This is a genomic window from Devosia geojensis, assembly GCF_000969415.1.
Classification (GTDB): Bacteria; Pseudomonadota; Alphaproteobacteria; order Rhizobiales; family Devosiaceae; genus Devosia; species Devosia geojensis.
Genome location: NZ_JZEX01000046.1, coordinates 19468 through 32209, shown reverse-complemented (window position 1 = coordinate 32209; position 12742 = coordinate 19468). Strand labels below are relative to the sequence as shown.

At 66.7% G+C, this 12742-nt stretch carries 10 protein-coding genes; 3 read left to right on the top strand and 7 right to left on the bottom strand.

Annotated elements, in window-relative coordinates; genetic code table 11:
• Position 1: 1 nt before the first annotated feature.
• Positions 2 to 3775, bottom strand: coding sequence for a bifunctional proline dehydrogenase/L-glutamate gamma-semialdehyde dehydrogenase PutA (gene putA, locus VE25_RS03310; RefSeq protein WP_046107166.1), 3774 nt, complete (start codon positions 3773 to 3775; stop codon positions 2 to 4).
• A gap of 117 nt (positions 3776 to 3892) precedes the next feature.
• Between putA and VE25_RS03305 the strand changes: the two genes are divergently transcribed.
• Positions 3893 to 4354: an Lrp/AsnC ligand binding domain-containing protein gene (locus VE25_RS03305; RefSeq protein ID WP_046107165.1), complete on the top strand. Its 462-nt coding sequence runs from the start codon at positions 3893 to 3895 to the stop codon at positions 4352 to 4354.
• Between the two features lie 167 nt (positions 4355 to 4521).
• Here the strand turns inward: VE25_RS03305 and VE25_RS21665 are convergent, their stop codons facing one another.
• The 6 genes from VE25_RS21665 to VE25_RS03275 form a co-directional block, all read right to left on the bottom strand.
• Positions 4522 to 5196: an outer membrane protein gene (locus VE25_RS21665; RefSeq protein ID WP_052731699.1), complete on the bottom strand. Its 675-nt coding sequence runs from the start codon at positions 5194 to 5196 to the stop codon at positions 4522 to 4524.
• A gap of 134 nt (positions 5197 to 5330) precedes the next feature.
• Positions 5331 to 6107 (bottom strand): ABC transporter ATP-binding protein, encoded by a 777-nt coding sequence (locus VE25_RS03295; protein ID WP_083988691.1) that lies wholly within the window; start codon positions 6105 to 6107, stop codon positions 5331 to 5333.
• Positions 6107 to 6868: an ABC transporter ATP-binding protein gene (locus VE25_RS03290; protein ID WP_046107164.1), complete on the bottom strand. Its 762-nt coding sequence runs from the start codon at positions 6866 to 6868 to the stop codon at positions 6107 to 6109. Before VE25_RS03290 ends, VE25_RS03295 begins: the two co-directional genes overlap by 1 nt.
• An 11-nt stretch (positions 6869 to 6879) precedes the next feature.
• The gene (locus VE25_RS03285) at positions 6880 to 8013 is read right to left on the bottom strand and encodes a branched-chain amino acid ABC transporter permease (protein ID WP_046107163.1); all 1134 of its coding nucleotides are present in this window, start codon (positions 8011 to 8013) and stop codon (positions 6880 to 6882) included.
• 3 nt (positions 8014 to 8016) lie between these two features.
• Entirely contained in the window at positions 8017 to 9048 is a 1032-nt protein-coding gene (locus VE25_RS03280; RefSeq protein WP_046107162.1) for a branched-chain amino acid ABC transporter permease, read from the bottom strand.
• Positions 9049 to 9102: 54 nt separating this feature from the next.
• The gene (locus tag VE25_RS03275; RefSeq protein WP_046107161.1) at positions 9103 to 10458 is read right to left on the bottom strand and encodes a substrate-binding protein; all 1356 of its coding nucleotides are present in this window, start codon (positions 10456 to 10458) and stop codon (positions 9103 to 9105) included.
• Between the two features lie 179 nt (positions 10459 to 10637).
• On the opposite strand from VE25_RS03275, the gene VE25_RS03270 reads away from it, so the two are divergent.
• Complete coding sequence (locus tag VE25_RS03270) at positions 10638 to 12221, top strand: helix-turn-helix domain-containing protein (protein WP_046107160.1); 1584 nt, start codon at positions 10638 to 10640, stop codon at positions 12219 to 12221.
• 134 nt (positions 12222 to 12355) lie between these two features.
• A complete protein-coding gene (locus tag VE25_RS03265) occupies positions 12356 to 12739 on the top strand; it encodes a response regulator transcription factor (RefSeq protein WP_046107159.1) in 384 nt (127 codons plus the stop codon).
• The last annotated feature ends 3 nt before the right edge of the window (positions 12740 to 12742 follow it).

The window sequence follows — 12742 nt, the reverse complement described above, 5'->3', positions numbered from 1 at the left end:
CCTAAACCAGCGCCATCAAACTCGCATTGCCGCCGGCGGCGGCCGTGTTGGTGCTGATCGAGACCTCCTCCACCAGGAGATCCAGGTTGTAGCGTCCTTCGGCCGAACCCTGCACGGTGACGATCGGGCCCGGCCATTCGGCTACTTCCCGGCTCGTCGCCAGCACCGCTTCCCGGTCGCCCTCGACGAGGACGGCCGCGACCTTTCCGGCCCCGGCGCGCCCGGTGTCGATCCGCCCGCGTACCGCCGGCGGCAACTTCGCCAGCACCCCGTTGTGCCCTTCGACAAGCGCCCGGTTGCCTGTCGCCAGGATCGCGGCGAGCTGGCGGATGAGGCCCTCTTCGCTTGCGGCGCGCGCCAGAGCGGTGCCACGCGGACGGGTGAGATAGAGGTTGCGTTCGCCGACCGGTCCCGGCAACTCGATGCTGGCGGCAGTAGCCGGATGCAAGCCGAGCATGCGGGTGAAATCCGCCAGCTCGGCGCGTCCTTCGGTCGCGAGCCAGTCCGCAAAAGCCGCGAGCCCGGCATCCGCCGCGCGCCGAGCCGGCAATCCCGGAATGTCCTGCCCGGCCTGCCGCACGAGCCTGCGCAGGTAGAGCGGGCCGCCGGCCTTGGGTCCGGTGCCGGAAAGCCCGTGGCCCCCGAAGGGCTGGACGCCGACGACGGCGCCGATCTGGTTGCGGTTGATGTAGATGTTGCCCGCCTCGACCGCCGACGTCACCTCGGCGATGGTCGTGTCGATCCGGGTGTGGAGGCCGAAGGTCAGCGCGTAACCCAGCGCATTGATCTTGCCGATCAGCTCCCCGAGCTTTTCGCGCCGGAACCGCACCACGTGCAGCACCGGGCCGAACACCTCGCGCCCGAGCTCGGCAACATCGTCGATCTCGATGATCGTCGGCGCAACGAAGGTCCCGTGGCGCGTCTCGGCCGGCAGCGGCAGGCTGGTGACGCGGTGCCCCCTGCTCCGCATCGCCTCGATGTGGTCGTAGATGGTTTTCCGCGCCTCGTCGGTTATGACCGGGCCGATATCGGTCGAGAGCCGCTCAGGGTTGCCGACGGAAAGCTCGGCAAGCGCGCCTTTCAGCATCTCGAGGGTGCGGTCGGCAGCTTCCTCCTGCAGGCAAAGGAGCCGCAGGGCCGAGCAGCGCTGGCCGGCGCTGTCGAAGGCGGAGGTGAGGACGTCGAGCACCACCTGCTCGGTCAGCGCCGAGGAATCAACGATGAGCGCGTTCTGCCCGCCGGTCTCGGCGATGAGCGGGATCGGCGAGCCGTCCGGCAGGGTGCGCTCTGCGAGTTGACCACGGATCAACCGGGCGACTTCGGTCGAGCCGGTGAACATCACGCCGCAGATGCGCGGCTCGCCGATGAGCGCGGCCCCAAGCTTGCCGTCGCCGGGCAGGATCTGCAGCACCTCGCGCGGCACGCCTGCGGCATGCAGGATGCGCACGGCCTCGGCGGCAATCAACGGCGTTTCCTCGGAGGGTTTTGCAACGACCGGATTGCCGGCGATCAGCGCGGCAGCGACCTGGCCGGTGAAGATGGCGAGCGGAAAATTCCACGGACTGATGCAGACCACCGGGCCGATGCCTTGTGTCGTCTCATCGAACCCGCGCTCAGCCTGCCCGGCGTAGTAGCGCAGGAAATCGACCGCCTCACGCACCTCGGAGACGGCATTGGCCGCCGACTTGCCGGCCTCGCGGATGGCGATGCCCATCAGGGTTTCCATCTCGCCTTCCATGGCGTCGGCCGCACGCCTGAGGCACGCGGCGCGCTCGGCGGGCGGAACGGCATTCCATCCTGCGGCGGCGCGCGATGCGACGTCCAGCGCCCGGCCGGCAAGTTCCGGCCAGGCTTCCTCGACGGTGCCGACGATGTCGCGCCGGTCGGCCGGATTGTGGACGAGGCGTTTCGTGGTGAGCCCCCCTCCCCTCTCCCCTTGTGGGAGAGGGTGCCCGAAGGGCGGGTGAGGGGTATACTTGGGAGCCTCGATCCCCTCATCCGACCCGGCTGACGCCGGACCACCTTCTCCCACGAGGGGAGAAGGGAGGGTGCCCAGCAGCGGCACCGCGCTCCAGTCGACGGAGGCGCTTTCGCTCAAATCCTTGACCAGCCGCCGCAGCGTCGGCTCACTGGAAAGGTCGATGCCGCGCGAGTTGGTCCGGCCATCGGCCAGGATGTCCCTCGGCAGGCGGATCTGCGGATGCGGCGCGCCCTGCGGGTCGATAGCCGAAGCTTCCTCGGCCGGATCACGGGCGAGATCCTCGACCGGAACCGCCTCGTCGGCGATGCGGTGGACGAAGGAGGAGTTGGCGCCGTTCTCCAGGAGGCGCCGGACGAGGTAGGCGAGCAGCGTCTCGTGGCTGCCGACGGGCGCGTAGATGCGGCACGGCCGATCGAGCTTGGCCTTGCCCACCACTTCCTCGTAGAGCGGTTCGCCCATGCCATGCAGGCACTGGAACTCGTAGTCGCCGGCACGGTAGTCCGGCCCGGCCAGCGTGTAGATCGTCGCCATGGTCTGCGCGTTATGGGTAGCGAACTGCGGGTAAACCGCGTCCTTCGCTGCCAGCAGCTTTTTCGCGCAGGCGATATAGGCGACGTCGGTATGCACCTTGCGCGTATAGACCGGAAAGTCGGCGAGCCCGTCGAGCTGGGCGCGCTTGATCTCGCCGTCCCAGTAGGCGCCCTTGACGAGGCGCACCATCAGCCGGTGGCCGGTGCGGCGGGCAAGATCGATGACGAAGTCGAGCACGGCCGGGCAGCGCTTGGCATAGGCCTGCACGACGAAGCCGATGCCGTTCCAGCCGGCGAGCCTCGGCTCCATGCAGAGCGCTTCGAGGATGTCGAGGGAGATATCGAGCCGGTCGGCTTCCTCGGCGTCGATGTTGAGGCCGATGTCGTAGGAGTGAGCGAGGAGGGCGAGCTCGACGACGCGCGGCGTCAGCTCCGCCATCACCCGTGCGTATTGGGCGCGGGCGTAGCGCGGGTGCAGCGCCGAGAGCTTGATGGAAATGCCGGGACCTTCATAGACGCCCTTGCCCTCGGCCGCCTTGCCGATGGCGTGGATCGCCTGCCGGTAGTCCTCCATGTAGCGCTCGGCGTCCCTGGCGGTGGTCGCCGCCTCGCCCAGCATGTCGTAGGAATAGCGGAAGCCCCTGGCCTCCATGGCGCGGCCGTTGCGCAGCGCCTCGCCGATGGTTTCGCCCGAAACGAACTGCTCGCCCATCATCTTCATGGCGAGGTTGACGCCGGCGCGGATCACCGGCTCGCCCGAGCGGACGATGAGCCTGGTCAGCGCTTTTGATAGTCCCTCATCGTCGACCGGCGAGACGAGCTTGCCGGTCACTACCAGGCCCCATGTCGCGGCGTTGACGAAGAGGGAGCGGCCGCGACCGAGGTGGCTCTGCCAGTCTCCTGGCGCGATCTTGTCGCGGATCAGCCGGTCCCGCGTGGCATTATCGGGGGTACGCAGCAGCGCCTCGGCAAGGCACATCAGCGCCACGCCTTCCTGGCTCGATAGCGCATATTCGTGGATCAGTCCCTCGACTGCCCCGCCCCGCTTCTTGACCCGCAGGGCCTTGACCGTCTTCAGCGCCAGCGCGCGGATTTTCCCGGCGGTCTCGGGCGGCATTTTCGCCGCAGCGATCAGCGGCGGCACGCACTGCGTTTCGGGCGTGCGGTAGGCCGCATCGATGGCAAGGCGCAGCGGCGTTTCCCGACGCTTGCGGCCGAGGAAATCGGCGAAGGACACGCGCGGCGTGGAGGCGAGAGCAGACATGGCTTGGGGTCCGGAAACTGGTTGCGAGCAGAATACGCCCCGCGAGGCCGGAGTTCCATTGCGAAACACAGGTCCATTCCGTATGTTCTACGGCAGCTTCGATATATTGGCGTAAAAATGGCGGAACTCGATAAGATCGACCGGATGATCCTTAAGGAGCTGCAGGTCGACGGACGTATTTCCAACGCCGAGCTCGCGAGCCGCATCGGGCTGGCGCCCACCTCGATGAGCGACCGGGTCAGGCGCCTGACGCGCCTCGGCTATATCGCGGGGTTCGGGGCGCGGCTCGATCCGCACAAGCTCGGGCTCGACCTCCTCGTCCTCATCGAGGTCTCGCTCGACAAGACGACGCCCGACATCTTCGACAAGTTCGCCGCGGCCGTGCGCCGCGCGCCGGAGGTGCTCGAGTGCCACATGGTCTCGGGCGGGTTCGACTACCTCGTCAAGGCGCGGCTCAAGGACATGGCGACCTACCGCGCTTTCCTCGGCGATGTACTGCTGAGCCTGCCTGGCGTGCGCGAGACGCGCTCCTATCCGGTGATCGAGGAGGTCAAGAACAATGGGCCGTTGCCGGTGTGAGGTGCTGGTGCCAAAGGCCCCCTCACCCGGCGCTTCGCGCCGACCTCTCCCCCAAGGGAGAGGTGGCGGGCTTGCTGGCGAAGTGCCCCTCTTCACCTCTCCCTTCGGGGGAGAGGTCGGCCCCGCAAGGGGCCGGGTGAGGGGGCCTTCGCGAAGCCGCAAACGCTCTAGAACTTGTAGTTCACGCCGCCGCGGATGACGCTGAAGCCGTGGGTGACGTCGGCGCTGCCGGTGGGGAGCGTGTCGTAGGTCTGCGCGCCGAGGTGGACGTACTGGTATTCGGCCTTGAACGTCAGGTTCTCGGTCGCCGCCGCCTCGAGGCCGAGGCCGGCCGTCCAGCCCCAATGGGTCTTGGACTGGGTGGTGGAGACGTCGTTGTCGTCGACCGTTCCGACGGTGCCGCGGCCATAGGCGACACCACCGGTCACGAACGGCATCACGGGGCCGAAGGTCGCGCCGGCGCGGGCGCGGATGGTTCCGTAGGAATCGATGCGCGATTCCAGCTCGACGTCGCCTGGTAGATCTTCCTTGTTGCCGATGTTGGCCCATTGCAGGTCCGCCTCGGCGCCGGCGACGAAGCCGCCGAAGTCGACGTTGTAGCCGACCTGGCCGCCGAGCGCCCAGCCGTTGATGTCCTCTTCGACATCCGGCCCGACGCCGACGGGTTCCTGCTCGAGCGTGCCGAAGCCGTAGCCGCCGTTGATGCCGGCATAAAAGCCCGACCAGTCATAGGTGGAGCCGCCGCCATAATAGGACGAGCCCGTCCAGCTCAGGTCCTGCGCCGCCGCGGGACCGGCCAGGACAAGCGCGCAACCGGCGAACAAGGAAATCGCATACTTCATGGGGGCACCTGCGAGACGTAAAACTGGTCCCTCAAATGCAAGGCAATGCGTTAACGGGCAGGTAAGAAGTAAGGTTAACGCGGCGGATTCTGCCCACCTGCGGATAACAGGTGCGTGTGCGCGGAAGGCGAGGTTCAGATCGCCAGGTATTCGTGCCGAAGCTCGGCGTTATCGAGCACTTCCCGGGCCGTGCCGGCGAAGGCGACCTCGCCGGTATCAAGGATCACCGCCCGGTCTGAAAGGCGCAGCGCCGCGATGGCGTTCTGCTCGACGATGATGGTGGTGATGCCCAGCGGCTTGATCTCATGCAGGATCCGCTCGATCTCCTCGACGATAACCGGGGCCAGCCCCTCGTAGGGCTCGTCGAGCAGCAGCAGCTTGATGTCGCGGGCGAGCGCGCGGGCGATGGCGAGCATCTGCTGCTCGCCGCCCGAGAGCGTCACGCCATCCTGCCGGCGCCGTTCGGCCAGGCGCGGAAAGTGCTGGTAGATGCGATCGAGCGCCCAGCCCTTGCCGGGCGCGACCTGGGCGAGGGTGAGGTTTTCCTCGACCGTGAGCCCAGAGATGATGCGGCGATCCTCGGGCACGAGCTGGATGCCGGCGCGGGCGGCCTCATAGGCTTTCATCGCATGGACGGGCCGGCCCTCGATCCAGATCTCACCGGAGCGCAGCACCGGATTGTCGAGCCGGGCGATGGTGCGCAGCGTCGAGGTCTTGCCGGCCCCGTTGCGGCCGAGAAGGGCGAGGATCTCACCCTTGCGAATATCGAAGGAGACGCCCTGCACGATGTAGCTTTCGCCATAGTAGGCATGGATATCACGCAGCGAGAAGAACTCGGCGGGCTGTTCCCCGACGCCGGCGGCGGGCGATTCTTCTGCGACGAACTGATTGTCCATGGTGATCGCGCCCATCAATGCGCCCCTCCGAGATAGGCTTCCCGCACGCGCGGGTCGCCGCGCACCGCGTCGGGCAGGCCCTCGGCGATGATGCGCCCGCCCGCCAGCACCGATATGCGGTCGGCAAGCGAGAAGACGACATGCATGTCGTGCTCGATGATGACCTTGGTCATGCCGCGGCTCTTGATCTTCTTCAAAAGCTCGATGGTGGTGTTGGTGTCGTGCCGGCTCATGCCGGCGGTCGGCTCGTCGAGGAGCAGCAGGCGCGGCTTCTGGATGAGGCACATGGCCAGTTCCATGCGCCGCTTGTCGCCACGCGAAAGGGCGCCGGCGTGGGTCGTGCGCCGCTCGTGGAGCCCGACATCGGCAAGGATATCCTCGGCCTCCTGGCGGATGGCGGTCTCGCTGTCGAGTGTTCGCATCATGTTGAGGCGGAAGGGTCCGTCGCGCTTGGAGAGCGCCGGGATCATCACATTGTGCAGGACCGTCAGGTCCGGGAAGATCTCGGGCGTCTGGAAGACACGGGCGATGCCGATCTGATTGATCTCGTAGGGCTTGCGTCCGGTCAGCACCATGCCGTCGAAGATCACCGCGCCGCGGCTCGGCGCCAGGCGCCCGACGATCACGTTGAGGAGCGTCGACTTGCCGGCTCCGTTGGGTCCGATGATGGCGTGGGTCTGGCCCTCCTCGACCGACAGGTCGATGTCGGAGAGGGCATGGAGCCCGGCGAAGTTCTTGTGCACGTCGGCGACGTGGAGGACGACGTTGTCGGTCATTGCTGCCTCCCCTACTCGGCCGGTTGCGTGCGCGGGCTGGCGCGGCCGACGGACGCGGGCCGGCGGGCCCAGTTGAAGAGCCGCCGCACCCCTTCCATGATGCCGCCGGGCAGGAAGACGACGATCAGCACGAAGACGAGGCCGAGGGTCAGGTGCCAGCCCTCGCCGACGAACTTGCTGGTGACGGTCACCACCACGTCCTCGACGCCGTCGGGCAGGAAGGCGAAGGTGCGGTGCAGGATGCCCTCGTTGAAGGCCGAGAAGATGTTCTCGAAATACTTGATGATCCAGGCGCCGAGGACCGGGCCGACGAGCGTGCCGACGCCGCCGAGGATGGTCATCAGCACCACCTCGCCCGAGGCGGTCCACTGCATACGCTCGGCCCCGGCCAGCGGATCGGTTATGGCGAGCATCGCGCCGGCGAGCCCCGCGTACATGCCCGAGATGACGAAGGCGGCGAGCGCATAGGGACGGGTATTGAAGCCGGTATAGTGCATGCGCGTCTGGTTCGACTTGATGGCCTTGAGCATCATGCCGAACGGGGAGCCGGTGATGCGCTGGGCGATGAAGAAGGCGACGATCAGCAGACCGGCGCAGAAATAGAAGCCGGCATAGCCGAAAAGCGGCTGGCCGAAGAGCGTCGGCGACCCGCCGGTGACGCCCATCATTCTGTCGAGATGGCGCGGATCGGCGAGGGTCAGCTGCAGGCCGGTCTCGCCATTGGTGATCGGGGTCAGCACCGAATAGGCAAGATTGTAGCTCATCTGGGCAAAGGCGAGGGTCAGGATGGAGAAGTAGATGCCCGAGCGCCGCAGGCTCACATAACCGATGACGAGGGCGAAGAGCCCAGCGATGACGACGGCGAAGACGAGCGCCGGGACAGCGTCCATGGTCAGGAGCTTGAACGACCAGACCGCCGCGTAGGAGCCGACGCCGAAGAAGGCGGCGTGGCCGAAGCTCAGGTACCCGGTCAGCCCGAAGAGGATGTTAAAGCCCAGCGCAAAGATGCCGTAGATGGCGAAGCGCTGCATCAGATCCGGGTAAGCCGCGCCGAACGGCTGCAGCCAGATGGGCATGGCGAGCACGGCGATGGTGAAGCCGAGAAACAGCAGCAGGTCGTTGCGCGAGATGAGGGCGGTATTCATGCCTCACGCCTCCATCACGCCGCGCCGGCCCATGAGCCCGCGCGGACGCACCAGCAGCACGACGACGGCGACGAGATAGATTATGATCTGGTCGATGCCGGGCACCAGCGCCTTGACCTGCGTCATCGAGGCAAAGGACTGCAGGATGCCGAGCAGGAATCCGGCCGCGACTGCCCCCGGCAGCGACCCCATGCCGCCGACGACGACCACCACGAAGGAGAGGACGAGGAAGTCCATGCCGAGGTGATAATTGGGCGGCAGGAGGGGCGTGTACATCACCCCGGCCATGCCGGCGACGACGGCGGCGAGCCCGAACATGATGGTGAAGCGCCGGTCGATATTGATGCCGAGGAGCCCGACCGTCTCGCGGTCGGCCATGCCGGCGCGCACCACCATGCCGAAGGTGGTGAAACGCAGGAACGCGAAGACCGCGGCGATGACGACGGCGGAAAAGAGGAAATAGACCAACCGCCAGATGGGATAGGTGATGATCCCGGGCGTCAGGCCGATCATGGCGCCGATATCGGCGGCGCCGCGCAGGTCCGCCGGCACCGGCTGGGGAATGGGATTGGCCCCGAAGATCGCCTTGACGATCTCCTGTAGCACGATGGCAAGGCCGAAGGTGACGAGGATCTGCTCGGCATGCGGGCGCTTGTAGAAATGCTTGATGAGGCCGCGCTCCATGACGATGCCGACGATGAGCATCACGGGGATCGCGAGCAGCAGCGAGAACGGCACCGAATAGTTGACGAGCACCGCGCCGAAATCGCCGAGCCAGGCCTGCACCAAAGGCTCGCGCACCTCGACCGGCGTGCCCCAGGGGGAAAGCTGGGTCGGGTCGACCGTGACGGTCTCGAGCGTGATGAGCTTCTGGAAGGTGACGGCGCAGAAGGCGCCAAGCATGAAGAGCGCGCCATGGGCGAAATTGACGACGCCCAGTGTGCCGAACACCAGCGTCAGGCCGAGAGCGATCAGCGCATAGGCGCCGCCCTTGTCGAGCCCGTTGACGAACTGAAGCAGGATGACTTCGAACATGGCCTAACCCCCGAGGGCATGCGGCCCGCCCGGACGGGCGAGCCGCTCAATGCATCAGCACATCGGTGCGGGTTCAGCCGGGCCGAGTTCGCCGCCGAAGATGGTCGGGTCGTAGTCGACCTCCTCGCGCGGCACTTCGCGCACAACGTTGAGGACGTCGAACTGGCTCGTCGGGCTCTCGTTGCCGCGCACGACCAGCACGGACTTCATGCACTGGTGGTCGTCGGCCCGGTAGAGCGTCGCGCCGTTGCCCATACCGTCGAATTCGAAACCTTCCAGCGCCTTGATGACCTCGGGCGGATAGAAGGTGCCGGCGCGTTCGACCGCATCGGCATAGAGGAGCGTCTGCACATAGGCGGTGTGGGCCGCCTGCGACGGCGGCGAGCCATAGGCGGCGCCGAACGATTTGGTGAAGGCGACGGTGCCCGGATCCTGAAGGTTCCAGTGCCAGTTGGACGTGCCGAAGATGCCCTTGACGTTCTCGCCGGCGCCCTTGGCCATCAGCTCCGAGATGAGGGGCGTGACGATCTCGAACGTCTTGCCGTTGGCCTGGCGGTCGCGCAGGCCGAACTGCACTGCTTGCGTCAACGAGTTCACCATATCGTTGCCGTAGTGGTTGAGGATCAAGACGTCCGCGCCGGAATTGAGCACGGGCGTCAGGTACTGCGAGAAGTCGGCGGCGCCGAGCGGCGTGCGGACGGCCTGTACCGTCTCCCAGCCCAACGCCTCGGTCGCGGCTTTGATCGATTCCTCCTGCGTCCAGCCCCAGGTGTAGTCGGCGGTCAGATGATAGGCGCGCCGGTCGGCTCCGTATTCCTGGCCAAGCACGGGCCCGAGCGCGATGCCGGACTGGTAGGCATTGAAGAAGTGGCGGAAGCCGTAGCGCTTCTTGTCCTTGCCGGTGGTGTCGTTGGAGTGCGTCAGGCCCGCCATGAAGATGACGCCCATCTCCTGGCAGAGGCCCTGCACCGCCACCGCCTCGGCCGAGGACGAGCCGCCGGTGATCATAATGGCGCCGTCGCGCTCGATCATGCGGGTAGCGCCGGCGCGCGCCACGTCCGCCTTGGTCTGGCTGTCGGACGTGACGAACGCCACCTTCTTGCCGAGGACGCCGTTGCCTTTGAGGGCGGATGGGGTCAGCACGTTGATGAGCCCGCCGTCGCCCTCGCCATTGAGGTGCTGGACGGCGAGCTGATAGGCCTTCTGCTCGTCGGCGCCCTCCTCGGCATAGGCACCTGAAAGCGGCAGGTTGAGGCCGATGGTGACGGTGTCTCCGGTGGGATTGTTGCAGAACTCCTGCGCCCAGGCGCCGCGCGTGAAGATCATGGGCGAGACGCCGGTCGCCAGTACGCCCGCGAGACCCGTCTTGATGAGCGTGCGGCGGCTCATCCCCTTCCTGGAATAAGTCATTAAGTCCCTCCTCCAATGTCGCGGGGCCCGGTTCTCTGCCAAAGCACTCGCTGCCGCGAAACTATCCGCTCGTGAAAAAAGCTTCGCAATAATCATTTGTATTCAAAGGAAAATTCTGTAAATTATTGATCTTGGAGTGAGGAAAAACTGTCAATTCGTTGACAGAACGGGAGGAAGCGATGCGCGCGCCGATCGGCATCCGCATCAGCTCGCGCAGAAAAGCGCTCGGGCTCTCGCAGGTGGGCCTGGCGCGCCGTGCCGGCATCTCGGCGAGCTATCTCAACCTCATCGAGGCCAACAAGCGCGAGGTCGGCGGAACGCTCCTGCGGCGGATCGCCGAGGAACTCGACATCGAGGTCGGGGAGCTGACCGGCGAGAGCGAACACCGGCTGATCCACGAGATCGAGGAGGCCTTCGCCGATCCGGTACTGGTGGGCTCGGGGCTGGGCGCTGTGCAGGCGCGCGATCTCGTGGCGCAGAACCCGGCGGTGGCGCAGGCGATCGTGCGGTTGCACCGGGCCTATGGCGCGGCGAGCGCTGCCAGCGAAGCCTATGCCGACCGGCTGCGCGCCGATCCGCTGTTGTCCGAGCTTCTGCACCAGGTGCTCTCAGGCATCACCGCCGTCCGCTCGAGCGCCGAAATCCTCGAGGACGTCGCCGACCTCGAAGAGAACGAGCGCCGCCGGTTCGTCTCCGCAATCGGGCGCGAGACGCGAGGGCTGACTGCGGTCGCGCGCAATCTCATCGGCCAGTTCGACCAGGCAAGCGACGGCCGCCGCTCGGCGGTGCCGCGTCGTGAGCTCGATGATTTGATCTTTGCGTCCGACAATTATTTCCCCCGCCTCGAAGCAGCAGCCGATGCGGTGCGCGCCGAGCTCGACGAAATCGGCCCTTTCGGCGAGGCGACACTCATCCGCGCGCTCGGCGAGCGTTTCCGGGTCGGTGTGCGATTGGGGCATATGCAGGACCGCGACGCGCGCGGCTGGCCGGGCCAGCATGGCTATGATCCCGGCACCCGCACCGTCTGGTTCCGCAACACCACCACGCTTGCTACCCGCCAGTTCCAGCTCGCCCGGCTCTACTGCCAGATGGCGGATCCGGCCGCGATCGACGCCGAGGTCGCCTCGCCGATCCTGACGAGCGTTCCCGCGCACACCCTCGCCCACCGGGCGCTCTCCTCGTATTTCGCCGGAGCGGTGGTCTTTCCCTACGACCGGTTCCTTGCCGATGCGGAGGCGGCGCGCTACGACATCGATGCGTTGCGCGAGACCTACCGGGCAAGCTTCGAGCAGGTGGCGCACCGGCTGGTGACGCTGCGCCGGCCCAATGCCAGCGGCGTGCCGTTCGGGTTCCTGCGCTCGGACCCGGCCGGGCGCCTCACCAAGCACTTTCCCCTGCCCGGCCTGCTGCTGCCCAACAGCGGCCACGCCTGTCCGCTCTGGGCGATCTATGCCGCGTTCCGCGCGCCCGACGCGACCGTGCGGCAGATGGTGCGGTTCGCGGACGGCTCGCGTTACCTCTTCATCGCCCGCACGGTTTCGCGCCGGGTCGCGGGCTTTGCCGACCAGGCGATGCCGATCTCGGTGATGCTTGCCTGCGATGCGCTCCACGCCGACCGCACGGTCTATGGGACCGGGCTCGACCTCACCGATCATCGCGCCGACGTGCCCGTGGGTCCAGCCTGTCGCCTCTGCACCCGGGCCGAGTGCACCAGCCGACAGGAGGCGCCGCTGGCGCCCGGCGGCGAGGGCATTTTCGCATGACGCTTGGCGCGCAGCGTTGATTGCGCTTTTATGAAAGATGTTCCGGGAGGAGGAACCGGAACTTTCTGTTGGTCGCATTCTCAAACCGGAAAGTGGCTTCCACTTCCCAAGAATGCTCCGTGGGGGGAAACAGAGTGGCCATAGACGTTCTCATCGCCGAGGACGAGCCGAGCATATTGGAAGCGCTCGACTTCATCCTGCGGCGGGCGGGCTGGACCATCGGCTCGGTCACCGACGGCGAGGCCGTCGTCGAGGCGGTGCGGCGGCTGCAACCGCGCATGCTGCTGCTCGACGTGATGCTCCCGAAGCGCAGCGGCTTCGAGGTCTTGAAGCAGATCCGCATGAGCGAAGGCCTCAAGGACCTGCCGGTCCTCGTGCTGACCGCCAAGGGACAGGCGCAGGACCGGCGCATCGCCGATGAATTGAAGGCCGACGCGTTCGTGACCAAGCCCTATGCCAACGCCGAGGTGATCAGCGCCGTGAGGCAGCTGCTCGGTGAGCAGGTCGGGGAGAGGTAGGCA